A 25,060-nucleotide genomic window follows, 5' to 3' on the forward strand; every position below is an offset into this window, starting at 1 on the left:
GCGTGAATTAGCGGATTGGGCAGATCAGAACTTTCCCATAATAAGCTTTAATCAATTTACAAGCATAAGAAAGGCATGGTTATTATAATGAGGAAAACAACAGACATCTCAATTAACCGTCTGCCGGACTATGTGCTGCTGCAGACGGACAGCGGGTGGCACAGGGCCCGGACGGAGAATAAGGCAACGGTCTTTGCCGTTCCGGGTGCCGGGGTATCCGTGGACAGGACGCAGGACGGGCTGCGAATTGAACTGTCTGCCATACAGCCGGTGAAAAGAATCATATTTCGCTGGGATGCGGTTATCGGAGAGGAAGCCAGGCTTCTCGGAGATGCTTGGGAACGGGGCTACGGCGATCTGGAGTGGCGGAGCCGGAACCCGGAACGCATTATGCCCTGGTATTTTTATCTGGCGGACAGGGAGAGCCTCTACGGAATCGGAATAAAGACAGGGGCTAATGCCCTCTGCTTCTGGCAGACCGGTAATTCGGATATTTCCCTGCATATGGATGTACGCTGCGGCAGCTTCGGTGTGGAGCTCAAAGACACCCTGGAGGTTGCCACTGTGGTATTTAGGAAGGAGGAAGGCGGGCAGGTATTTGACTTTGCCGGCCGTTTCTGCGGGAGGATGTGCGATAACGGGATCTTCCCGTCAGAGCCCGTCTATGGGGGGAATAACTGGTACAATGCCTACGGTGACAGCAGTGAGGAGCAGATATTGGAGGACAGTGCCCGAATCGCCAGATATGCCCGGGGAAATGCGAACAGGCCCTTTATGGTAATCGACGCGGGCTGGCAGGCCTGCGGCATCAACGAAGATATTGCTGCCGGAGGGCCTTACGGGAAGGGAAATTACAGGTTCCCGGATATGAAGCGTCTGGCACAGCGTATGAAGGATACCGGAGTACGTCCGGGACTTTGGTGCCGTCCATCCAGGACCCTGCAGTCCCTGCCGAAGGATTATTATCTGTTTCCTGCCGTCTTAGATCCCACGGTGCCCCAGGTACTGGAGCTGATCCGCGGGGATATGGAGCGGTTTGTAGGCTGGGGCTATGAATTGATCAAGCACGACTTTTCTACCTATGATTATTTTGACAGACAGTGGGGATTTCAGATGGGCGGCAAAATCACCACAAACCGGGAATACCGCTTCGCGGACAGGTCCAAAACCACGGCCCAGGCGCTTAAGCTGTTCTACCAGGCTGTCTGTGAAGGGGGGAAGGGCGCTTATATCATCGGATGCAATACCATGGGGCATCTGGCTGCCGGATATGTTCATCTCCAGCGCACCGGAGATGATACCAGCGGACAGAACTGGGAGCGTACCAGAAAGATGGGGGTGAACACCCTGGCCTTCCGTATGCCCCAGCATAACCGGTTCTACCATGTGGATGGGGATTGCGTGGGGATAACGAAGCAGATTCCCTGGGAGAAAAACCGGCAATGGCTGGAGCTTCTGGCGAAAAGCGGGACTCCGCTGTTTGTATCCCTGGATCAGTCCATGGCTACGGAGGAAGTGGAGGCGGCTATTACGGAGGCCTTCCGGTATGCGGCTGTGCCGCATGCTCCTGCCAGCCCCCTTGACTGGTTCGGCACCACGGTTCCCGAATACTGGCTCATAGGGGACGAGGCGATCCGCTATGAATGGGATGACAAGCTGAAAACGGAGTCATATGTGGATTAATAGGATCCAATCGTTAAGCAGGAGGGGAGAGAAGAGGATTATGTTCTATGAAAAAGCAGTCCCAAAGGAGCTTCGAATTAAGGGATTTGAACCGTATCCTGCCATAGGGGACCGTGACGGCTGGGAAGCCGTAAATGCAGCGAGAAAGAAAGAGCTGGTGGCATTGGCGGAAGAAAACCTTCAGCATCCTTATCCGCCAACCCCGGCTGTTCTGTATATGGATTACAGCAGAACCGGCAACCGGATACGGTTTGAGGACAATTATAAAACAAGGCGGAGATATCTGAACACCTATGTACTGGCCGAGTGCCTTGAGGACCGGGGAAGATTCCTGGATGCCATCCTTGACGGAATATTCTTTCTGTGTGAGGAAAGCGGCTGGCAGCTTCCGGCACATAATTACTATGACGGCAAGCCGGGAGTATATCCTTTGCCGGACACGGACCGCCCGGTCCTGGATCTGTTCGCCTGTGAGACGGGTGCGCAGCTGGCTATGCTGTATTACCTGATGAAGGAAAGGCTGGACCGGGTCTCCGAACTGATCTGCATCCGGATCGAGAAGGAGCTGCTGCACCGTATCATCCGCCCTTTTCTCAACTGCCATTTCGGATGGATGGGAGGAAAGGGGGAGGTCACCAATAACTGGACCATATGGTGTACCCAGAATGTATTGCTGACGGTATTCCTATTGGCCTCCAAGCCTTCCAGGCTTAAAACCGGGGCGCCCATTGCCCCGTCAAACGCAATAAGCTGGGACAGCATATGCAGGCAGGTGCTTGAGAAGGCAGCCAAAAGCATTGATTATTTTCTGGAAGGCTACGGCGAGGACGGCTGCTGCGACGAAGGGGCCGTATATTACCGCCATGCGGGCCTGTGCCTGTTTAACTCCATGGAGGTGCTGAACCGGGTAACAGAGAGGGAATTTGATTTCTATCAGGCGGCAAAGATCAGGAATATCGCTTCCTATATCTGCAATGTTCATGTGGAGGATATCTATTATGTTAATTTTGCGGACTGCTCGGCAGTTGCCGGACGCTGCGGCGCCAGGGAGTTCCTGTTCGGAAAACGGATTGGATATCCCGGCATGATGAAGCTGGCAGCCCTGGAATACAAGGCAGCCGGAGATAAGATACTTTCGGAGGAGTTGAATCTCTTTTACCGGGTACAATCCCTGTTTGCCAATGACGAGATGGAGGCCTATCCTACCGAAGGGGCCATAGAACATAAGGATATCTACTATGAAAGTGCCGGAGTCTTCCTGGCAAGTGATTCCCGCTATTTTCTCGCCGCCAAGGCGGGCCATAACGGTGACAGCCACAATCACAACGATACCGGAAGCTTTATTGTATACAAGGACGGAAAGCCCTTCCTGATCGATGTGGGCGTGGAAACCTATTCCGGGAAGACCTTCTCTCCCCAGCGTTACGAGATCTGGACCATGCAGTCCGCCTATCATAACCTGCCCACCATCAATGGGGTGATGCAGTCCGGCGGCAGGAACTATTATGCAACGGAGGTGGAGGCGGAGCTTAAGGAGGATACGGCATCCCTTTCCATGGACATTGCGGCGGCATATCCGAGAGAAGCGGATATCGAAAGCTACCGGCGGAAGATCACTCTGGTAAAGGAAGGCAGTATAACAGTGGAAGACAGGTTCCGGTATCGGGAGAAACCGGAACGGGGCCGGTGTATGCTGACCCTGATGACCTATGAAAAACCGGTGATCCGCCGGAATATAATCACCGTCGGAGACCTGGGCGATATCAGGGTGGACGGGAATGCATCCATGGAATATGAGGAAATTCCCATTACCGACCCAAGACTGCAGCAGGCCTGGAAGCATAATATATACCGGATAAAAATTTATGTCCGGTCCGATTATATTACGCTTACCATACAGGAAAGCGCTTTATCTTAAGCGTATGTATACCGGATCACGATGGATAAGAGACAGGGAGGATTATAGATGGAACAATCAAAAATATGGATCGGAAATGACCACGGAGGCTATGAATTAAAGCTTGCCATCCTGAGATATCTGGAGGAAAAAGAAATTGAATATATGGACGTGGGCAGTGATTCTGCCGAAATCGTAAGGTATCCCTATTACGGCGTGCAGGTTGCCGGGGCCGTGTCCCGGGGAGAGACGGACCGGGGGATATTAATATGCTCCACGGGAATCGGAATGAGTATTATCGCCAATAAGTATAAGGGGGTAAGGGCGTCCCTCTGCACCAGCACCTATATGGGAAAGATGACAAGAAAGCACAATAATTCCAACCTTCTGTGCCTGGGAGGCAAGATAACCGGTGTGCTGGAGGCCATCGATATACTGGAGGCATGGCTTACGGCAGAATATGAAGGAGGAAGGCATGACATCTCCCTTGGAATGATTGCAGAGGCGGAAGAGCTTCTATGCAATATCGATATCCCGGCTGAGCCGGGTTTAAAGGACAGGGAGGACAGGATATGAAGCTGTCGGTGGCCATTGCATCGAAGGAGGCTTCTTCTTCCGCCTTTGTGGTGTGGAGGGGATTTGAAGAATCCATTAAGAAGGCTTCCCGGTACGGATATCAAGGGGTAGAGCTGGCTTTAAAATCCGCTGCGGATATAGATTCGGATAAGCTGTACCGGTGGCTGACACAGAGCGGAATGGAGGTCAGCTGTATCAGCACGGGACAGGTATTTTCCTGCCTGGGCTTGTATTTCACACATCCGGACAGAACTGTACGAGAGGAGGCAGTGAAGGTATTTGAGGGCTTGATCAGCCTGGCAAAGGATTTTGGGAAAATGGTGAATATCGGAAGAGCAAGGGGCTTCGTAGGAGAAGGGCAGACCTGGGAGGAAGCACAAAGGCTTTTCATCGATACCGCGCGAAGAATCAGCGAAACAGCCGGCCGGCATGGAGTCACCATGATCCTTGAGCCTGTCAACCGGTATGAAATTAATTTTATCAACAGCCTGAAGGAAGGTGCCGGGATCCTCTCAGAATTACAGAGAGGGAATGTGGGGCTGATGCCGGATCTGTTCCATATGAATATCGAAGAAGACAGAATCGGAAAAAGCATTATACAAAATGGGAAGCATATTAAATATATCCATTTTGCGGATTCCAACCGGCTGGCACCCGGCCTGGGGCATATTGATTTTGATGAAGTATTTGATGCCCTGGGACAGATAAGCTATGACGGCTGGGCAGCCATTGAGATTCTGCCGTTACCTGACCCGGATCAGGCAGCCGAACAGGCGGCCCGGTATATTCTTGGGCGGCTGGACAGATATAATAAGAGCATGCATGCTCTTTAACATAGGGCGGGAACTGAAGGGCAGGAAGGGAAGGAAGGGACGGAATATGAGGACGATGGAACAGCTTCAGAGGACGGCACAGGAATTGAGGCTTTCTGTGATTGATATGATATACAGGGCGGGGAGCGGACACTCCGGCGGAAGCTTATCCTGCGCGGAGATATTGACCGTTCTGTATTACCGGGTAATGAATATCAGACCGGAAGACCCGGATTGGGAAGACCGGGACAGGTTCATTCTGAGCAAGGGGCATGCCGCGCCGGCGCTTTATGCCGTCCTTGCCGGCCTGGGATATTTTGCCGCCGGGCATTTAAATACCCTGAGACAGCTGGACAGTGTGCTCCAGGGGCATCCCTGCATGTTCAAGCTTCCGGGCATCGAGATGTCAACCGGCTCCCTGGGAATGGGAATATCCGTAGGAGTGGGCATGGCGCTGGCAGCAAAGAGGCTTGGAAAAAGCTACAGGACCTTCGTCCTCTGCGGGGACGGGGAGCTGGAGGAGGGACAGAACTGGGAAGGCTTTATGGCAGCCGCCAAATGGAGACTTGACAATCTGATCCTTATCATAGACAGAAACCGGGTGCAGCTGGACGGAACAGTGGAGGAGGTCATGCCGATGGGCGATCTGGAGACAAAGCTGCGGGCCTTCGGCATTCATGCCATCTGCTGTGACGGGCACAGGGCGGAGTCCTTGGCGGAGGCCTTTGACGAGGCTCTTGCCTGGGAGGGGCCTGCCGCGGTAATTGCGGAAACGATAAAAGGCAAAGGCATCTCCTTCATGGAAGGACAGTCCGCCTGGCATGGAAAGCCCATTCATGAGGCAGAATATCTGCAGGCTGTGAAAGAGCTGAAAGGGGGGATCCTATGATGGAAGCAAAACCCATGAGAACCGTATTCGGAGAAGCTCTGTGTGAGCTGGCGGCTGAATATGAGCGTTTGGTGGTTCTGGACGCCGATGTGTCCAGCAGTACCCAGACCAGGTTATTCGGACAGCAATATCCGGAGCGCTTCTATAATTTTGGAATAGCGGAAGCCAATATGGTGAGCGCGGCAGCAGGAATGGCAGCCGCCGGATTGCTTCCGGTGGCCTCAACCTTTGCATTTCTTATGACACTGCGGGCAGGAGATCCTATAAGAAGCCTGATCGCCTATAACCGGCTGAATGTAAAGCTGGCCGGAGGATATGCCGGGTTCTCCGATTTTGCCGACGGAGCCAGCCACCAATCGGTGATGGATCTGGCGGTGATGAGGGCGATGCCGAATATGACGGTTCTGGTTCCCTCGGACAGGGAGACTACCCGGGGAGCGGTTCGGGCCATGCTTGCCCACGAAGGGCCGGTCTACCTAAGGCTCTCCAGAGATATGGCGGGCTCCCTGCACAAGGGAGAAGAAGCGTTTCCGATCGGAAAGGGGAGGGTGATAAAGGCGGGAGGCGAGATTACCCTGGCGGTATGCGGCACCCTCCTTTCTTCCGCGCTGGAAGCGGCAAAGGAGCTGGCCGTATTGGGAATCGACGCGGCGGTACTGGAATTCCCGACCCTGAAGCCCTTTGACCAGGAATTATTATTGCAGTATGCAAATAAAACAGGTGCAATAGTCAGTATAGAGGAGCATTCCATACTGGGCGGGCTTGGAGGAGTGATTGCGGAAAGTCTTTCCCTTTCCTCCGGAGCCAGGCTGAGGCGGGTAGGAATTGAGGATACCTTCGGAGAAAGCGGCCCCTATCCGGAATTGCTGAAACGATACAGGATGACGGCATCTGATATAATAGAGGCGGCACAGGAATTATTAGAGAATAAGATTGGAGTGTAAAGCATATGAACGAATCTATGTACCGGTATATGAAGGTGGGATTGATTCACTTTATGGCCTACCCTTCCACCATGAAGGGGGAGGGACCCATTCTGCAGACGATCCGGAATATCGCGGCGGACAGCTACTTTAACGCGATTGAGCTCTCCTGGATCAAGGACAAGGAGGAGCGGCGGCAGGTGAAGAAGCTGCTGGAAACTTCCCATATGACCGTATCCTATGGTGCCCAGCCCCGGCTGCTTACCACCGGCCTGAATATCAATGACCTGGATGAGGAGGGAAGGAGCAGGGCGGTTGCCACATTAAAGGAGGGCATTGATGAGGCCTATGAGCTGGGAGCCGTGGGGCTGGCATTCTTAAGCGGAAAATATGAGGAGGCGGGCAAGGAGCAATCCTTTCAGGCTCTGCTGCAATCCACCCGGGAATTATGTGACTATGCCCGGACAAAGGGGAATTTAAAGATTGTACATGAGATATTTGATTATGATATCGACAAAAAGAGCCTGATCGGACCGGCAGGGCTGGCCCTAAGATATGCAAGGGAGATCCGCAGGGATTATGATAATTTCGGCTTGATGGTGGATCTCAGCCATCTTCCCCTCATCAGAGAGACAGCGGAGCAGGCAATCCTGCCCATCAGGGATTATATCGTACATGCCCATATGGGGAACTGCGTGGTGAAGTCGCCGGAGCTGGACGCCTACGGTGACGCGCATCCCCGTTTTGGGTTCCCGGGAGGCGAGAATGATGTGGAGGAGCTGGCTCATTATCTGAAGGTACTGAAGGACATTGGTTTTCTGAATGAAGAAAACCCTCCCATCGTCAGCTTTGAAGTAAAGCCTTACGGGGAGGAGGACCCGGAAGTGGTCATCGCCAATGCCAAGAGAACCTTGAATCTGGCCTGGATCAAGGTATAGGGCGGAAGCCGCTGTACAAACCTTACCGGCGGGGGTATTCCTCCGCCGATGAATTTTAGAAAGGAACAGGATATCATGAAGATTACAGTATTGGACGGATATACGCTAAATCCCGGAGATCTCAGCTGGGAGGGCTTAAGAAGGCTGGGGGAGGTCACGGTATATGACAGAACTCCGCCGGAGCTGGTGACGGAGCGCTCCAGGGGAGCGGAGATTATCTTTACGAATAAGACCGTCCTGGGAGCGGCCCAGCTGGCGGAATTACCGGATGTAAAATACATCGGGGTACTTGCCACCGGCTATAACGTGGTAGATATTGCCGCGGCAGCCCAAAGAGGTATTGTGGTAACCAATATACCGGATTACGGCACCAAATCCGTAGGACAGATGACCTTTGCCTTGATATTGGAGCTTTGCAACCATGTACAGGCCCATAGTGACGCGGTCTGCTTTGGAGACTGGAGCAGAAGCAGGGATTTTTGCTTCTGGAATTATCCGCTGACGGAGCTTGCCGGTAAAACCATAGGAATCATAGGGATGGGAAGAATCGGGCGGCAGGTGGCACATCTTGCGGATGCCTTTGATATGAAGATACTGGGATACAGCAGGACACAGGATGACGGGCCCGGTTGCAGGGATTTTGCCTGGGCGGGACTGGAAGAGCTTTTGGAAGAAGCCGATATCGTCAGCCTTCATTGTCCGCTGACCTCCGAGACGAAGGGTATGATCAACAAGGACAGACTTCACAGGATGAAGAAAAGTGCATTTTTGATCAATACCTCCAGGGGGCCGTTAATCAATGAACAGGAGCTTGCGGACGCACTGCAGGAAGGTGTCATAGCGGGAGCGGCATTAGATGTATTGTCCGCAGAGCCCCCGGCGGAAGACAATCCCCTGGTGAAAGCGAAGAATTGCATTATCACGCCCCATATATCCTGGGCAACACGGGAAGCCAGAAGCAGGCTCATGGATATTGCCGCGGAGAACCTGAGATCCTATCTGGAAGGCAGTATAATCAATAGGGTGAATAAGCCGGCTTAAGGGATGAGCCAGCTGTCAAAAAGAACGTATTTTGCCGGAATGGTTGCGCTCCAGCGTACATATTCCTATTCCCGCGTTCTGTTAAACGGAACATAATACGGGGTCTATGGCAGCAGAGGCAGGTGAGATTTGGTCATATTCATAAGATAAGGAAGGTGTTACGAGGATGCATAAAAAGGAAAAGCAGATGCGAAAGAAAGAATTTGGGATACAGCAACCAGGAGCGTCAAAGAAAAAATGGAGTATCAAAGGATTTCTCACCCGGTCCATAAGGGTACGGCTGATCGGCGGCTTCTTAATCCCGGTATTGCTCATCGTAACCCTTGGGGTATTGTCCTATTCCATGGCCTCGGCGGCCATTATTAAAAACTATGAAGACTCCAGCATGCTCAGTGTGGACATGATTGCCCAATATCTGACCCTGGGACTGGAAACAGTGGAGACAAGGGCGACGGATATAGCCCTGGACCAGAAGCTTGTCAATTATTACTCCGGTAAGCTCCAGAATGACCGGATGGAGGAATTTAACGTCTATAAAGAAATCTCTGCCGCGATGATGGCAAAGGCAAGTACAGATCAATTCATTTATAACATTGCCGTATTTGCGGATTACGGGGATGATATCACTTATAGGGGCACCGTTGCGCATAAGGAAAAAGGGCCGTATCTTTACGGCAAATTCAGAGAGTCGCAGGAGGGTGTCAGGCTGGAGGGTACAAAAAGCCTGAACAACTGGGTGGGGACGCATCAGGAGCTGGACAGGGAGCTTACTATTTCGGAAAATACGTATTGCATGTCTTTGCTCCGGCCTCTCAAAAACATTGCATATAAACAGATCGGATATGTGCTTATCGATGTCAGAATGGATTTTATCCAGAATATACTGGAAAAAGCCGTTTTTGGAGAAGGAAGCCTGACAGGGATTATCACCGGTGACGGCAGGGAGATCGTAAAAGGACATCAGGAGTCAAGCTTTCGCAGCCAGCCGTTTTACAGGACGGCGGCAGGCGGGCCTGCCGACGGCAAAGAGTATGTGGAATATAATGGTGAGGACTGTTTGTTTTTGTACTCTAAGCTGGATGTGTCGGGAACCATGGTATATACGATAATACCTATGAAAAGCATTACCGGGCTGGTAAGCAGTCTGCGGTGGATTACTGTACTATGCGTGCTTGCAGCCAGTGTAATTGCCATAGCCATCGGAACCTTTCTGGCCGTGGGGATCGGCAAATCCGTGGGAAAAGTCAATCTGGTTCTGGAGCAGGCGGCTACAGGGGATTTGAGCAGAGAAGTAAATATGAAACGAAGGGATGAGTTCCGTGTTCTGGCAGGTTGCATTAATCGGACCCTGCTGAGCATCAAAGAACTGATTTCAAAGGTGGCCATGGTGGGCGGGACGGTTTCCTTGTCTGCAGAAAGGGTTGCCGGCAGCTCAAGGCTTCTTCTGCAGAGTGCCCAGGACATTGAAAGAACGGCGGAAGATATGGAGAAGGGAATTTTTCAGCAGGCAGGCGATGCGGAAAACTGCCTGCGGCAGATGGCCGCCTTGGCCGCCCAGATTCAGGTACTGATCGGCAACGCGGCCGAGACGGATATCATTACGGAAAATACAAAGAAAATGATTGACGACGGATTAATTACTGTCAATGATCTCTCGGATAAGGTGAGAAGCACCTCGGCTATCACCCGGACGGTAATCCGGGAGATTGAAGGGCTGGGGAAGGAGTCGGAAGCGATCAGTGAAATCACGGATACTATTAATGATATAGCATCCCAGACCAACCTGCTGTCACTGAATGCATCCATAGAAGCGGCACGGGCAGGGACGGCGGGATACGGCTTCGCTGTGGTTGCGGAAGAGATCAGGAGATTGGCGGAGCAATCCGCCTTGGCGGCGAGGAAGATCGATACGATTATCCGCCAGATACAAAAGCATACCCAGGGTACCGTAGCTACAGCCAATGAAGCGGAGAGTACGGTTGAGCTCCAGGTTCAGGCATTGGTTACAACGGTAAATTCCTTCACAAGAATTAACAACGAGGTGGAAAGGCTGTCGGAAAATACCTTTAAGATGACCCGGGGAATTAAAGAGATCGAACAGGCGAAGGATGATACCCTGGCTGCGGTAGAGAGTATCTCCGCCATTTCACAGGAAACTGCAGCAGCTGCCGGGGAGTTGGGAAGCACTGCAGCGAATCAGCGAAAGACGGTGGAGGAATTAAATCAGGCGGCAAGAGAGCTGAGTGAGGATTCTTATAATCTTAACGTGGCGACCCAGGTCTTCAAAGTGAGTTGAAACAGCACTGCCCCATGTTTTCTGACAGAGCTCCGGCCTGTATCAGTATGCGGGACACCTCGGTTTCCCTGCTGCCGGAGGCGGCGATAGATGCCATTGGCGAGCTTCGGGATGAGAATGGAGGACAGGTAAAAGCAGACAGGAAAAGATAAATAGAAGTTACTTTAGCAGAGGCTCAGCAGGCTTCCGGTATGAGTAACTTCTTATTTTTGCCCTCTGACTCTGTTTCAATGTAAAAAAATAATATTTCAATGGAAAAAGTTGATTTTAATGCCAAAAAGTTAATTTTTAAAGTCAAAAGCTGACGTTGAAGTGATCGGTGCAGTACTTATTCAAATTCATATCATCAACTCGGGTAAATATGACTCCGGAATTAACTTAGGTACCTTGACAATATAAAAAAACCATTTATAATTAATATAAGGTACCTAAATACAATCCATAAAAAGGGGCGTTGCTATGAACCAGAATATTTCAAACGGCGATCTGCTCCGGCTGCTGGAGAAAACAGGACATTTTCTCTATCACCGAAGAGGCGGCAAGCCAGGACAGGGGAGAATATTAAGGCTTCTGGCATCCAGGGAGGAGATGACTCAGAAAGAGCTTCAGGATTCTCTGGAAATACAGGCGGGATCCATGAGTGAGATTATCGCGAAGCTGGAGTGCAAGGGGCTGATAACAAAGGAAAAGAAGGAATCGGATAAGAGAAGCGTGGTCCTGCGAATCACGGAAGAAGGGCTGCGGCTGCTGGAAGCAAGGGAGCAGGAACGCAAACGAGTGGAGGAGGAGACCTTTGTAGATCTGGACGAAGAGGAACGGGAAGATTTACAGAGAATCCTTGGGAAATTGCTGGCCAGCTGGGAGAAGAATTACGGAAAGGAATTTTTTTGATACAGTTTCGATAGAAAGAAGGCGTATTTAAAATTAAAATCATCCTACGTTATATGAAAAACAGCAGGTATCGTATTGCTGCCGGAATGACGGTTAAAATGCTGGGAACCTGCGGTGAACTAATCATACCATACATACTGGAGCATATGATTGATGAGGTTGTTCCGACTAAGAATATCCCCAGGGTATTTCTCTTTGGATTTATCATGATTCTGGCGGCAATAGCAGTCCGCTATATCAATGTGACGGCCAACCGGATGGCGGTGTCCGTCGCCAGGGATTCCATCCGGAGGCTTCGCCATGACCTGTTTGAAAAAACGTCGAATCTCTCCGGTTCCCGATTTGATGCCTTCGGGCTTCCGTCCCTCACCGCCAGAATGACCTCCGATTCCTACAATGTGCAGAATTTTATCCGGATGGCGCAGACCCTGGGAGTGCGGGCGCCCATCATGCTCATCGGCGGGGTGTTTGTCACAATGACCATGGATTTCACTCTGGCAATGATACTGTGCGTTATGATTCCCATCCTTGCCACCGTTATATTCTTTGTTTCACGGCGCGGTATTCCCATGTATAACCGCGTACAGGAGAGCATGGATAATGTGGTGCGGGTTATGAGGGAGAATATCACCGGCATTCGCGTGGTTAAGGCCCTGTCCAAAACAGATTATGAGAAAAAACGTTTTACTGGAGTCAACAGCGAGATGACGAACCGGGATATCAAAGCGGGGATAACCATGGCCATACCGGGCCCCTTCATGCAGCTGTGCCTGAATGTGGGCCTTACAGCTGTGGTAGTGGTGGGGGCGAACCGTGTCAATGCGGGCAGGATGCAGCCCGGCGTGATTCTGGCATTCCTCACCTACTTTCATATGATATTGGAAGGGGTTATGGCCCTAAACCGGATGTTTATCCAGCTGTCAAAGGCCACCGCCTCCGCGGACCGTATCGGAAGGGTGTTGGAGGACCCTCCGGATCAGAGGGCGATATCCCCGGAAGAGACAGCCCGGCCTGTTTCTGATGACTTTATTGTTTTTGAGCATGTAAGCTTTGGCTATCAGAATAATGATGATCTGCAGAAGATGGCACAGAAGCAGTTTACCGGCGGAGAGAGGGAGAAATGCCTGGAGGATATCAACTTCACCATACGCCGGGGAGAAACCCTTGGAATCATAGGGCCTACCGGCTGCGGGAAGACAACGATAATCAATCTGCTGATGCGGTTTTATGATGCCGATGAGGGGGGAGTCTATGTTCAGGGCCGTGATGTGCGGACCTATGATAAGGATGAGCTTCACTCCATGTTCGGCGTCGTCTTTCAGAATGATATCATATTTGCGGACACCCTGGAGAGCAATATCTCCTTCCGGCGGGGGATTTCCAAGGAGCAGGTTGAGAAAGCGGCAGCAGACGCCATGGCTCTGGATTTTATCCGTGAGAAGGAGAATCAGTTTGATTATGAGGCGGACATTAAAGGAGCCAATCTGAGCGGAGGCCAGAGGCAGAGAATTCTCATTGCCCGTGCCCTGGCGGCCCGGCCGGACATTCTGATCTTCGATGATTCCTCCAGCGCCCTGGATTATAAGACCGATGCCGCCTTCCGTAAGGCTATCCGCGAGAATTACAGCTCCACCACCATCATGATTGCCCAGCGTGTCAGCTCCATCATGAATATGACGAATATTATGGTAATGGAGGACGGCAGGATAATAGGGTATGGCAAGCATGAGGACCTGCTGAAGACCTGTCCTGCGTATCTCGAAATCTACGAGTCCCAGATGGGTGCACTGGCATAGGCAGGGCCGGAAGGAGGAATTAATATGGCGCCGCGTGGCGATATCAAGAAAGAAAAACCCAAGGACGCGAAGGGGACCCTTCTTCGCATCTTACGATATTTGAAGGAGTATCGATATATTCTGCTGCTCATCCTGCTGCTGTGTGTTGGAAGCAATATCCTGGCTCTCCTGGGGCCGTCCCTGGCAGGGAAAGCCATTAATGAAGCCGCGGCGGGAGCAGGGAAGGTCAATTTCGGCAGAGTATACCATTTTGCCGGATTAATGCTGCTCTACTATCTGGCATCTTCCCTGCTGAACTTCATCATCAATATCAGTATGATGAATATGGGCCGAAGCATAGCCAGGAAGATGAGAAACGATGTGTTTTATAAATTGATGGAGCTTCCCGTGGGATATTTTGACCGGAACCAGGCGGGAGATATCATCAGCCGTGTCTCCTATGACGTGGATGTGGTAAGCACTTCCCTGTCGACGGACATCGTTCAGGTTATGACCAGCATCGTAACCGTGCTGGGCTCCTTTCTCATGATGCTGATCATCAGCCCCAGTCTGGTGCTGGTAACCCTGGTTACCATCCCCTTAGCGATTATTTATACAAAATATATGGGCAAGAAGACAAGACCGCTTTTTTCAAAGCGTTCGGCCCAATACGGCACCATGAACGGCTTTGTGGAGGAGATGTTCTCCGGGCAGAAGACAATCCTTGCCTATGCCCGGGAGAATGAAGTGCTGGAGGATTTTGATAAAATTAATGAAGGCGCGGCCCAGGCATATTATAAGGCGGATTTTTACAGCTCCACCATGGGGCCGTCCGTCACCGCGATTAACAATCTGGGGCTGGCATTGATCGCTATGCTGGGCTCCTTCCTGTACATGAAGGAGATCGTTACCATCGGACAGATCTCTTCCTTCATCCTTTACTCCCGTAAATTCTCAGGGCCTATTAATGAGATTGCCAATATCATGAATGAGATTTATTCCGCCCTTGCGGCATCCGAGCGTGTCTTCCGGCTTCTGGATGAACCGGAGGAGGTCCGGGATGTGGATTACGCAACGGTATTAAGCGATGTCAGGGGAGATGTGGACCTGAAGGATGTCTCCTTTGGTTATGTGCCGGACAGGCCGGTGATCAAGAACTTCAGCCTGAATGCGGAAGCAGGCGGATTGATCGCCATCGTAGGCCCCACCGGTGCGGGGAAGACCACCATCAATAATCTTCTCATGCGTTTCTATGATATGGATCAAGGGGAATGCCTGGTTGACGAAAAGGAAATCCGCACCCTGACCCGTTCCAGCCTCCGGCGTGCCTATGCCATGGTACTGCAGGATACCTGGGTCTTTGGCGGTACAATATTTGAAAATATTGCTTACGGAAAGGAAGGAGCTACCCTGGAAGAGGTGGTTGAGGTGGCGAAAGCCGCTAAGATCCATTCTTACATCATGCGTCTGCCCCACGGATATGATACGGTGATCAGCGAGGAAGGCGGGAATATTTCCAAGGGCCAGAAACAGCTGCTGACCATCGCCCGGGCAATGCTGTATGATTCTAAGATGCTGATTTTAGATGAGGCTACCTCCAATGTGGATACCACCACGGAGAGGCAGATTCAGAAGGCGATGCGCAAGCTGATGGCGGATAAAACCTGCTTTGTCATTGCCCACCGGCTGTCCACCATCCAGAATGCGGACAGAATCCTGGTATTGGATAAGGGAAATGTGGTGGAGCAGGGAAAGCATGAAGAGCTGATGGCAAAGAGAGGGTTTTATTACAAGCTTTACGCGTCTCAGTTCGAGTAAAGAAAAAGCAGACAGCCCGTTACAATCTGGCCGCTATCGGCGTCCGCCAGACTGTAATGGGCTGTTATCGAACCTGGTTATGAAACAGATCATGAGGAAGCTTCAGCCGGTAGAAGACTGTGCCTGCCAGCCGGAGCAGAAGTCCGGAGCTGATAATGAAAACCGGAACATTTCTGAGAAAATCATTTGAGATGGAGGAAGAATTATTTTTATATTGCCACAGCCCTATAAGAATAAGAAGGATGGGATAGGTGACGGAGTTGGCGATATGGCCGGTGCTGGTGTAATGATATGTTTTTTTCAGGTTGTCCAGCAGAAAATACCGTTCCGATGCAATACGGACAAGGAGAGGATTCCTGCCTTTGCCGGAATAATCCCGCAGGCCGGAGGAAAGGGCGTAGGGAAGGACAGCCAGAATAACCAGAATATACAGGGAGGATGGATTCTGTTTCGTATGGCCCAGATAGAGAGACATCAGGGAGAGCAGGACAGCGATATAGTATTTGCTGAGAATCAACCCCCGGTAATTGGCAATGGCCCGTATTTCGTATTTCATAAGATTTGCTTTTTTACGCATGGGGAAAGCTCCTTTGCTGTATTTAACATCCGCCGAAGTCCGCAGATTAGGAACTCAAGGACCGCGTGCCAGGATGCGCACTCCGCGTCCGCTTCGGCGCACACGTATCAATGCGTGAGTATAATGTCTACCGACATTATACCACAACATCCTTCCAATGCACAACGGAGCATTATTTCGATAAAAAATCCCGCAAATAGAGGACAAATGCCCTAAAAAGCGAAAGTTTTTAAAATTTCCTTTGAATATTATGAGAAAAGCGTATATAATATAACCGTGTACGTTTAAGTTGCCGAAGTTTGGAAAGAAATATAGAATAGAATGACCAAAGTATTAAAAAATAATCTCGTATTTACCGGGATCGATTATAATAGGAAAGAGACTTGATCATGAGATTTCATGATAAGGAAAGGAGATGTATTATGTTAGGCAGCGACATCGGAATTGATTTGGGGACAGCCAGTGTATTAGTATATATCAAAGGCAAGGGAGTTGTATTAAAGGAACCATCGGTAGTAGCCTTTGACAGGGATTCTAATAAAATAAAAGCCATCGGAGAAGAGGCAAGACTGATGTTAGGCAGAACACCCGGTAATATTGTGGCGGTACGTCCGCTGAGACAGGGTGTTATTTCAGATTATACAGTTACTGAAAAGATGCTGAAGTATTTCATTCAGAAGGCTGCCGGCAGACAGAGATTCCGTAAGCCGGTTATCAGCGTCTGTGTACCCAGCGGGGTCACAGAGGTTGAGAAGAAGGCGGTGGAAGATGCAACCTATGCGGCAGGAGCAAGGGATGTTCATATTATTGAAGAGCCTATTGCGGCAGCCATCGGTGCAGGCATCGACATCTCCAGACCCTGCGGTAACATGATTGTAGATATAGGCGGCGGCACCACGGATATCGCGGTAATCTCTCTGGGAGGTACGGTAGTCAGCACTTCCGTTAAGATTGCAGGAGATGATTTTGATGATGCTCTCGTACGCTATATGAGAAAGAAGCATAATCTTCTGATCGGGGAAAGAACCGCGGAGGATATTAAGATAAAGATTGGATCCGCCTTCCGCAGACCGGAATCGGTGTCCATGGAGGTCAGGGGCCGTAACCTGGTGACGGGCCTGCCCAAGACCATCGGGGTCACTTCCGAGGAGACGGAGGAAGCATTGAAGGAGACCACCTCCCAGATTGTAGAGGCGGTTCACAGCGTATTGGAAAAGACGCCTCCGGAACTGGCGGCAGATATCGCGGACCGGGGCATCGTATTAACCGGCGGCGGCTGTCTGCTGTACGGACTGGAAGAGCTGATCGAAGAGAAGACCGGAATTACCACCATGACAGCCGAAGATCCCATGACGGCGGTTGCTATTGGAACCGGTAAGTTTGTAGAGTTTTTGGCGGGTAAGAGAGACTGAAGATAAAGCGGATTGCAGGAAAGGGGTTGACAGTATGGTAAGAGGGTTATACACAGCCTATACCGGAATGGCCAATGAGCAGAAGCGCCTGGATATTATCGCGAACAACCTGGCCAATGCGGCGACTGTGGGTTATAAGGAAGAGAGCGTGACCAACCAGGCCTTTGACGAGGTGCTGACAATTAAGATCAGGGATGCCTCCGAAGCCTTTAACGATCGTCCCATCGGCAGAATGAGCCTTGGAGTAAGGCTGGGAGAGGTATATACGGATCACAGGCAGGGCTCCTTAAGAATGACTTCCAATACCTATGATCTGGCATTGGAGGGCAAGGGCTTCTTCACTATGTCGGTAACGGACAGAGCGGGGAATACAAGTACCCAATACACACGAAACGGTTCCTTTACCATGACCCGCGACGGTTATATCGTGGACGGGGATGGAAATCATCTGATGGGTGAGAGCGGGGAGATACAGGTACCTGTGGATGCTGCCGAGGTAGTATTTGATGCCGCGGGCAATATCTATGCAGACGGCGAGTACGTGGACGCACTCCGCGTCGTAGATTTTGAAAACTACGATTATCTGATCAAGCAGGGTGACACAAGATATCGGGCTCTGGAGGGTGCCGAGGAGGCCGAAGGCAGAGCGCAGGTAAGACAGGGTTATACGGAACAGTCCAATGTGAATGTCGTGTCTGAGATGGTAGAGATGATCAATATCACCAGAGCCTATGAAGCGAATCAGAAGATGATAACTTCTATTGACAAGACATTGGATCTTTCCGCTAATTCGGTAGGCAGGGTATAAAAGAGCCATCCATAGGAGGGAATGCATATGATGAGAGCATTATGGACTGCGGCGTCAGGAATGACCTCACAGCAGACTAATGTAGATACAATATCCAATAATCTGGCGAATATTAATACCACCGGTTACAAGAAGGAAACGGCAGAATTCAAATCCTTATTGTACCAGACCATACAGGAGCAGTCCACGGATCATAACGGAGATCCGAAGCCTTACGGAATCCAGGTCGGACTGGGAGTAAGAAACTCTGCCATTACACCCCAATTCACTCAGGGGAATCTGCTGGAGACAGGCAACAGCTTTGATTTTGCCATAGATGGCAAGGGCTTCTTCATGGTGCAGACGGTAGAGGGAGACATTGGCTACACCAGGAATGGTTCCTTCCAGATGGCCATCGGGCCGGAAGGCCTTACCCTGTCAACCTCCGATGGAAATCCGGTGCTGAGCACGGAGCTGGAACCCATTGTACTGGGAGATCAGTATCTGGCGTCGGAGATCACGGTGAACGAATGGGGTGAGCTGTATCATCCTGACGAAGAGGGGAACGCGGTGCCCATCGGTATCAAGGTCGGCCTGGCCCAGTTTAATAATCCCACCGGACTGGTAAGGGGAGCGGACAGCCTTCTGTGGGCAAGTGATGCCTCCGGAGAAGCCCGTATGGAAGCGGCTGATCCGTCTCTGAGACAGAGCCAGGTCCGCCAGAAGTATGTGGAGGGCTCCAATGTACAGGCGGTGGATGAGATAGTGAATTTGATTGTAGCGCAGAGAGCCTATGAGATGAACTCCAAGATCATAACAGCATCGGATGAGATGCTTCAGCAGGCGAGTAATCTGAGATAATATCACAGAAAGGGTGCATGGTTATTATGAATATGTCAATTGGAGCGGATTCTATCAATTCCATATCGTCCAACTATTTATCCACGGCCTCCAAAACCTCAGGGCTTGAAACGGCGTTGAAGAATACCGCTAACGCAACGGATGAGGAGCTGATGGAAGCCTGCAAATCCTTTGAAGCCTACCTGGTTGAGCAGGTATTCAAGGGGATGGAGAAGACGATTATGAAGGATGAGGAAGAGGAGAATGACTACCTCACCCAATTTGGTGACAAGCTATATGAGGAATATGCCAAGGATGTCACAGAGCAGGGAAGCTTAGGGATCGCCCAGATGCTCTACGACTCCATGAAGCGCAATACCGTTGAATAAAACTTTCATGTCATTTCATACTGAAATCCGAATTACTGGGATGGGGGTTTGAAATGACATTTTTTATTGGAGGATAACATGTCGGAAGTGGTAGAAGGATATATAGAGCGCATTGTTTTCCGTAACGATGAGAACGGATATACCGTACTGAGCCTGCATCTGGAAGAGGAGGAGCTGACCTGCGTGGGCACCTTTCCCTTCATCGGCGAAGGCGAATCGGTTCTTCTGACCGGAGACTACACGGATCATCCGGTATACGGACAGCAATTCATTGTTGCGTCCTACGAGACAAGAGAGCCCAGGGACAGCCATTCCATGGAACGGTATCTGAGCTCCGGGGCAATCAAAGGGATCGGGGAAGCGCTGGCGAAGAGGATTATAAAGAAGTTTAAAGAAGACACCTTCCGAATCATTGAAGAAGAGCCGGAACGTCTGGCGGAGATTAAGGGAATCAGCGCCCGGATGGCAAGAGAGATTTACTGCCAGTTCGAGGAAAAGAAGGACATGCGCAGCGCCATGCTGTTTTTGCAGCAATATGGGATATCGGGGAATCTGGCGGTCAAAATCTATACGGAATACGGGCAGAGGATGTATGATATCCTGAAGGAAAATCCGTACCGGCTGGCGGAGGACATCTCCGGCGTCGGCTTTAAGACAGCGGATGAGATAGCCAGAAACATAGGAATTGGTTACGATTCCGACTACCGCATCAGAGCCGGTATCCTGTATGTTTTACTCCAGGCCAGTGGGGACGGGCATGTCTATCTTCCGGAGTATGATCTGCTGCAAAGGGCAAAGGCCCTTCTTCTGGTGGACGAAGAGGGACTTCAGCGCCAGATCACCGCGCTGCTTCTGGAGAAGAAGATCATTGTCCGGGATGAGGGGGAGGAAAAGCATATCTACTCCTCGGTCTATTATTATATGGAGCTGAATGCGGCCCGGATGCTTCATGATCTTAACATCCGCTATGAGCTTCCTGCTGAGACGGTACGAAGGAGGATCAGGGCGATTGAAGAACAGCTGGGGATCGAGCTGGAGGAACAGCAGAGAACAGCGGTTGCCGAGGCGGCGGGCAACGGTCTGCTGATCGTTACGGGAGGCCCCGGCACCGGCAAGACCACCACCATTAATACGATTATTAAGTTCTTTGAATCCGAAGGGATGGATATTCTCATGGCAGCCCCCACAGGAAGAGCCGCCAAAAGAATGACGGAAACCACAGGTTACGAAGCGAAGACCATCCATCGCCTTCTGGAGCTGTCTAAGATGGTGGAAGGACAGGAGAACAAGTTCAATTTTGAGCGCAATGAATTAAATCCGCTGGAGACAGATGTATTGATCATAGATGAGATGTCCATGGTGGATATCAGCCTGATGCATGCTTTGCTCAAGGCGGTTTCGGTAGGAACCAGGCTGATTCTGGTGGGGGATGAGAACCAGCTTCCCAGCGTCGGTCCGGGAAATGTGCTGCGGGATATTATTCACTCCCACAGCTTTAATGTGGTAAAGCTGACTAAGATCTTCCGGCAGGCAGCGGATAGTGATATTATTGTAAATGCCCATAAGATCAACGACGGGGAACACATCAGCCTGGATAACAAGAGCCGGGACTTTTTCTTTCTGAAGCGTATGGATGCCAATGTAATAGCCGCGGTTATGGTTAATCTGATTAAGAATAAACTGCCGGGCTATGTCAATGCCACTCCTTTTGACATCCAGGTGCTGACGCCCATGCGGAAGGGAGAGCTGGGAGTGGAGCGGCTGAACCGGATTCTGCAGCAGGCCTTGAATCCCGCCTCCAAGGATAAGCGGGAGAAGGAATACCGTGATACCGTCTTCCGGGAAGGGGACAAGGTAATGCAGATTAAGAACAATTACCAGATCGCCTGGGAGATAAGAAATGATTTCGGAGTAACCATACAGACCGGCTCCGGCGTATTCAACGGCGATGCGGGAGAGATCAGGGAAATCAATCTGTTTTCCGAGCATCTTACGGTGGAATTTGACGACAACCGCCTTGTGGATTACAGCTTTAGCCAGCTGGAGGAATTAGAGCTGGCCTATGCTATAACGATTCATAAATCCCAGGGCAGCGAATATCCTGCGGTGGTGCTTCCGATTTTGGACGGGCCCAGACTGCTCTTTAACCGTAATTTGTTATACACGGCAGTCACCCGGGCGAAGAATTGTGTAACCATTGTAGGAAGTGACACCATGCTTCAGTTTATGATTGATAATAAAAATGAACAGAGCCGTTATTCCGGTTTGGGAGAGCGCATTAAAGAGTTGAGGTAAGCCGGATCCGGGAAGGAAACCGAAGTCTTGCAGGAATACGGATTGCTGATGGAGATGGTATGGATCATGGATATTTTACAGGGATTTGTGCCAGAATAAATTCAGACAAAGGAAGGGAAAGAGGAATTGGTAATTTTATGGTGCATTTTTTTGATAAATGCGATATAATACTTATGATAAGCAGATTAGTTGAATATAGAGGCTTGAGAACAGGAGGAGATAAATTGTGGCAGATGCTTCACTAGTAATTATGGCAGCAGGGATGGGGAGCCGGTACGGAGGAATAAAACAGCTGGAGCCTGTGGGGCCCAGCGGTGAAATTATAATGGATTACTCCATCTATGATGCGATGGAAGCGGGATTTAACAAGGTGGTATTCATTATCCGAAGAGATCTGGAAGAGGATTTCAAGGAGATTATAGGAAACCGGATAGAGAAGCAAATCAAGGTGGAGTATGTATTCCAGGAGCTGGAGGCGCTGCCGGAAGGCTTTAACAAACCCCTGCAGCGGACAAAGCCCTGGGGAACCGGGCAGGCGGTGCTGTGCTGCAGGGAGGTTGTAAAGGAACCCTTTGCCGTGATCAATGCAGATGATTATTATGGCAAGGAAGCATTTCGGCTGGTGGCCCGGTTTTTAAAAGACAGCTCCTATCGGTCCGACCAATATTGCATGGCAGGCTTCATCCTGGGGAATACCTTGAGCGAGAACGGCACAGTGACCAGGGGCGTCTGCAAGGCGAATGAAGCGGGACTTCTGGAAGATATCGTGGAGACTTCAGGAATAGAACGGTCAGGAGATCGCGCCAGGGCGCAGAACGCTGCCGGAGAGGATATTACCCTTGACCTGAACAGTATCGTATCCATGAATATGTGGGGATTTAAGCCTGGACTTTTTGACGCGCTGGAGAAAGGCTTTGTTGAATTTCTTTCCTCCATTGGCGGGAATGAGCTGAAGAAGGAATATCTCCTGCCAACCGTGGTCGGCGAACTGATCAAATCAGGGCAGGCAGAGGTGATTGTGAAGAAGACTCCGGACCGTTGGTTTGGCGTAACCTATAAGGAAGATAAGGAAGCTGTTGTCAACTCCATCCGTGCGTTGGTGGAACAGGGAGTATATCCTCCCAGGCTGTTTTCATAAGCCGGAGGAGGTGCCTTGTTACAGACATTGCTGGATTATCTTTATCCGGTCCGCTGTCCGGTCTGTGATGAGATTGTTCTTCCCAAGGGACAGAGGATTTGCAAGGAATGCAGAGAGAAGCTGGTATACATCCGGGAGCCCAGATGCAAGGGCTGCAGTAAGCCCATTGAATATGAAGAACAGGAGTATTGCAGCGATTGCCGGCGTAAGACCTTCCATTACGACGGAGGCTATGCCGTCTGGGTGTACAATGAAGCCATGAGGACTTCTGTTGCCGGCTTTAAATACCGGGGAAGAAAGGAATATGCCGTCTTTTATATCCGGGAGCTGGTACGGCTCTATGGAGAACGGATCAGGAAGCTTTCGCCGGATGCCATCGTTCCGGTTCCGCTTCACCGGAGTAAGTATCGGGAAAGAGGCTACAATCAGGCGGAGGTACTGGCAAGGGGAATTGGCAGGGAACTGCAGCTGCCTGTATACTCCCGGCTTCTGGTGAGGGACAGGAAGACCCTTCCCCAGAAGAAACTCAGCGACAAAGAGAGGCGCAGGAATCTGACCGAGGCATTTCGCGTCGGCGGGCATCCTTCCGGTAAAAGTCCTTCCGTGCCGGAACGGATTTTGCTGGTGGACGATATTTATACCACGGGAAGTACTGTGGATGCTTGCTCCAGAATATTAAAGGCTCATGGGGCAAAGGAAGTGTACTTTATTGTTTTATGCATCGGGAAAGGGTATTAGGATTGGCGGAGAACATTATTATGCTTCCGCTCAAATTCACAGATTACAAAAGAATGGAGGTTTGTTCTATGGATGTACGGAATTGTAAGTCATGCAATAAGCTATTTAATTATATCGCCGGGCCTCCCCTGTGTCCGGCATGCATGCAGGCCATTGACCTCAAATTTGAAGAGGTGAAGTCGTATATCTATGACCACCCCAGGGTGGGCATACAGGAGGTATCCGATGAATTTGACGTTCCCATTGCCCAGATCAAGCAATGGATACGTGAGGAAAGGCTTGCTTTTGCAGAGGACTCCATGATTGGCCTGGAATGTGAAGGCTGCGGAGTGATCATCAAGACGGGCCGCTATTGCAAAGAATGCAAGGACAAGCTTGCCAAAGGGCTGGGCAATCTCTACCCTGCGGAGAAGGAGCACCCGGTGAAAAGATTAAAGGATGCGGATAATCCAAGAATGCGTTTTCTGGATTATTAGAAATTGCCCCAAAGGCAGGACTGCTACAATAACCGGATACCATCGTCGGTGATTGTAATAGAGCCTGCCTTATATAATTTGCCGATGGCCCGCTTAAAGGCATTCTTACTTATGTTAAATTCCTGCCGTATGAGTTCCGAATCGGAGGCATCATTGAAGGGCAGATGTCCGCCGGCGGCCTTTAATCTGGCCAGAATCTCCTGGGAATCTGCATCCATCTGAAGATAAGCCTTCTCTCTGAGACTGAGGGTCAGCTTGCCGTCTTCCCGTACCTGAAGCACTCTTGCCTTCACCGTATCCCCGATCTTTAACGGGGTAAAGACCTGGTTCTTGGGAAGCATTGCAGAATACTTATGATCCACCGCGACAAAGGTCCCAAAGGCATCAATCACGTCATAGACAATTCCCTCCACCATATCCTCCTTTTGATAGGGAGAATCCGTACGGAGCAGATCATATACCTTCATAGTTGCACAGAGCCTCCGGCTCTTGTCCACATAGAGGGTAATCAGCACCCGGTCCCCCTCCTGCACCTCTCTTGTCTGTTCCTTATAGGGGAGCAGCAGATCCTTCATCAGACCCCAGTCCAGGAAGGCGCCGATGGGATTGACCTCTTTCACCGTTAATACAGCCAGATTCCCTAAGGTAACCGGCACCGCCGCAGTGGTCGCGATCTCCCGGTCCTCGGAGTCCTTGTATACAAAGACCGTCAGTTTGTCGCCGTCAGCAGCTCCTTCGGGAGCCTCCTTGATGGGAAGCAGGATGGTGTGCTTGGAGGCTTTGCCTTCATCACCCAGATATAGCCCGAATTCTGTTTTTTTAACAACCTCAAGGGATTGGTAAACACCTAATTCAATCATTTTATTTAT

Annotated in this window: 24 protein-coding genes; 22 read left to right on the top strand and 2 right to left on the bottom strand. The window is 50.6% G+C overall.

Features of this window, described 5'->3' with window-relative positions; genetic code table 11:
• Positions 1 to 87: 87 nt before the first annotated feature.
• The 13 genes from HNQ56_RS01665 to HNQ56_RS01725 all read left to right on the top strand — a co-directional run bounded on the left by HNQ56_RS01665 (position 88) and on the right by HNQ56_RS01725 (position 15,539).
• Complete coding sequence (locus HNQ56_RS01665; RefSeq protein ID WP_429142120.1) at positions 88 to 1,683, top strand: alpha-amylase family protein; 1,596 nt, start codon at positions 88 to 90, stop codon at positions 1,681 to 1,683.
• Between the two features lie 40 nt (positions 1,684 to 1,723).
• Entirely contained in the window at positions 1,724 to 3,601 is a 1,878-nt protein-coding gene (locus HNQ56_RS01670) for a heparinase II/III family protein (RefSeq protein WP_429142121.1), read from the top strand.
• A gap of 48 nt (positions 3,602 to 3,649) precedes the next feature.
• Positions 3,650 to 4,156 (top strand): ribose 5-phosphate isomerase B, encoded by a 507-nt coding sequence (rpiB, locus tag HNQ56_RS01675; protein ID WP_429142123.1) that lies wholly within the window; start codon positions 3,650 to 3,652, stop codon positions 4,154 to 4,156.
• Positions 4,153 to 4,989 (top strand): TIM barrel protein, encoded by an 837-nt coding sequence (locus tag HNQ56_RS01680; RefSeq protein WP_429142125.1) that lies wholly within the window; start codon positions 4,153 to 4,155, stop codon positions 4,987 to 4,989. The genes rpiB and HNQ56_RS01680 overlap by 4 nt, the downstream gene beginning before the upstream one ends.
• A 46-nt stretch (positions 4,990 to 5,035) precedes the next feature.
• Positions 5,036 to 5,857, top strand: a complete 822-nt coding sequence (locus tag HNQ56_RS01685; RefSeq protein WP_429142127.1) for a transketolase — start codon at positions 5,036 to 5,038, stop codon at positions 5,855 to 5,857.
• Positions 5,854 to 6,801 (top strand): transketolase family protein, encoded by a 948-nt coding sequence (locus HNQ56_RS01690; RefSeq protein ID WP_429142129.1) that lies wholly within the window; start codon positions 5,854 to 5,856, stop codon positions 6,799 to 6,801. Before HNQ56_RS01685 ends, HNQ56_RS01690 begins: the two co-directional genes overlap by 4 nt.
• A 5-nt stretch (positions 6,802 to 6,806) precedes the next feature.
• Positions 6,807 to 7,718 (top strand): sugar phosphate isomerase/epimerase family protein, encoded by a 912-nt coding sequence (locus HNQ56_RS01695; RefSeq protein ID WP_429142131.1) that lies wholly within the window; start codon positions 6,807 to 6,809, stop codon positions 7,716 to 7,718.
• A gap of 75 nt (positions 7,719 to 7,793) precedes the next feature.
• The gene (locus HNQ56_RS01700) at positions 7,794 to 8,759 is read left to right on the top strand and encodes a D-2-hydroxyacid dehydrogenase (RefSeq protein ID WP_429142993.1); all 966 of its coding nucleotides are present in this window, start codon (positions 7,794 to 7,796) and stop codon (positions 8,757 to 8,759) included.
• Between the two features lie 166 nt (positions 8,760 to 8,925).
• Positions 8,926 to 11,055 (top strand): methyl-accepting chemotaxis protein, encoded by a 2,130-nt coding sequence (locus tag HNQ56_RS01705; RefSeq protein ID WP_429142133.1) that lies wholly within the window; start codon positions 8,926 to 8,928, stop codon positions 11,053 to 11,055.
• A 14-nt stretch (positions 11,056 to 11,069) separates the two neighbouring features.
• The gene (locus tag HNQ56_RS01710; RefSeq protein WP_429142135.1) at positions 11,070 to 11,207 is read left to right on the top strand and encodes a hypothetical protein; all 138 of its coding nucleotides are present in this window, start codon (positions 11,070 to 11,072) and stop codon (positions 11,205 to 11,207) included.
• Between the two features lie 307 nt (positions 11,208 to 11,514).
• Positions 11,515 to 11,946 carry a MarR family winged helix-turn-helix transcriptional regulator gene (locus HNQ56_RS01715; RefSeq protein ID WP_429142137.1) on the top strand — a complete coding sequence of 144 codons (432 nt, stop codon included), beginning with the start codon at positions 11,515 to 11,517 and terminating at the stop codon, positions 11,944 to 11,946.
• A 53-nt stretch (positions 11,947 to 11,999) separates the two neighbouring features.
• The gene (locus HNQ56_RS01720; RefSeq protein ID WP_429142139.1) at positions 12,000 to 13,742 is read left to right on the top strand and encodes an ABC transporter ATP-binding protein; all 1,743 of its coding nucleotides are present in this window, start codon (positions 12,000 to 12,002) and stop codon (positions 13,740 to 13,742) included.
• Between the two features lie 24 nt (positions 13,743 to 13,766).
• Complete coding sequence (locus HNQ56_RS01725) at positions 13,767 to 15,539, top strand: ABC transporter ATP-binding protein (RefSeq protein WP_429142140.1); 1,773 nt, start codon at positions 13,767 to 13,769, stop codon at positions 15,537 to 15,539.
• Positions 15,540 to 15,603: 64 nt separating this feature from the next.
• Here HNQ56_RS01725 and HNQ56_RS01730 read toward each other — a convergent pair whose 3' ends face one another.
• On the bottom strand, positions 15,604 to 16,116 hold the full coding sequence (locus HNQ56_RS01730) for a hypothetical protein (protein ID WP_429142142.1): 513 nt from the start codon (positions 16,114 to 16,116) through the stop codon (positions 15,604 to 15,606).
• 422 nt (positions 16,117 to 16,538) lie between these two features.
• Here HNQ56_RS01730 and mreB point away from each other — a divergent pair, with 422 nt between their 5' ends.
• From mreB to HNQ56_RS01775, 9 genes are all read left to right on the top strand, one after another.
• Positions 16,539 to 17,528 carry a rod shape-determining protein gene (gene mreB, locus HNQ56_RS01735; protein ID WP_429142144.1) on the top strand — a complete coding sequence of 330 codons (990 nt, stop codon included), beginning with the start codon at positions 16,539 to 16,541 and terminating at the stop codon, positions 17,526 to 17,528.
• Between the two features lie 34 nt (positions 17,529 to 17,562).
• The gene (locus HNQ56_RS01740) at positions 17,563 to 18,336 is read left to right on the top strand and encodes a flagellar hook-basal body protein (RefSeq protein WP_429142146.1); all 774 of its coding nucleotides are present in this window, start codon (positions 17,563 to 17,565) and stop codon (positions 18,334 to 18,336) included.
• A 27-nt stretch (positions 18,337 to 18,363) separates the two neighbouring features.
• Positions 18,364 to 19,176, top strand: coding sequence for a flagellar hook-basal body protein (locus HNQ56_RS01745; protein ID WP_429142148.1), 813 nt, complete (start codon positions 18,364 to 18,366; stop codon positions 19,174 to 19,176).
• Between the two features lie 32 nt (positions 19,177 to 19,208).
• Entirely contained in the window at positions 19,209 to 19,544 is a 336-nt protein-coding gene (locus HNQ56_RS01750; protein WP_429142150.1) for a rod-binding protein, read from the top strand.
• A gap of 78 nt (positions 19,545 to 19,622) precedes the next feature.
• Positions 19,623 to 21,839: an SF1B family DNA helicase RecD2 gene (gene recD2 / locus HNQ56_RS01755; protein ID WP_429142152.1), complete on the top strand. Its 2,217-nt coding sequence runs from the start codon at positions 19,623 to 19,625 to the stop codon at positions 21,837 to 21,839.
• Between the two features lie 59 nt (positions 21,840 to 21,898).
• A complete protein-coding gene (locus HNQ56_RS01760; protein WP_429142153.1) occupies positions 21,899 to 22,084 on the top strand; it encodes a hypothetical protein in 186 nt (61 codons plus the stop codon).
• A complete protein-coding gene (locus HNQ56_RS01765) occupies positions 22,066 to 22,977 on the top strand; it encodes a nucleotidyltransferase family protein (RefSeq protein WP_429142155.1) in 912 nt (303 codons plus the stop codon). The genes HNQ56_RS01760 and HNQ56_RS01765 overlap by 19 nt, the downstream gene beginning before the upstream one ends.
• Positions 22,978 to 22,992: 15 nt before the next feature.
• Entirely contained in the window at positions 22,993 to 23,715 is a 723-nt protein-coding gene (locus HNQ56_RS01770) for a ComF family protein (RefSeq protein WP_429142157.1), read from the top strand.
• Positions 23,716 to 23,783: 68 nt separating this feature from the next.
• Positions 23,784 to 24,191 carry a flagellar protein gene (locus tag HNQ56_RS01775; RefSeq protein ID WP_429142159.1) on the top strand — a complete coding sequence of 136 codons (408 nt, stop codon included), beginning with the start codon at positions 23,784 to 23,786 and terminating at the stop codon, positions 24,189 to 24,191.
• A gap of 23 nt (positions 24,192 to 24,214) precedes the next feature.
• Here HNQ56_RS01775 and HNQ56_RS01780 read toward each other — a convergent pair whose 3' ends face one another.
• Positions 24,215 to 25,051, bottom strand: coding sequence for a CvfB family protein (locus tag HNQ56_RS01780; RefSeq protein WP_429142160.1), 837 nt, complete (start codon positions 25,049 to 25,051; stop codon positions 24,215 to 24,217).
• Positions 25,052 to 25,060 lie beyond the last annotated feature (9 nt).

Source organism: Anaerotaenia torta (genome assembly GCF_050433395.1).
Taxonomy (GTDB): Bacteria; Bacillota; Clostridia; order Lachnospirales; family Lachnospiraceae; genus Mobilitalea; species Mobilitalea torta.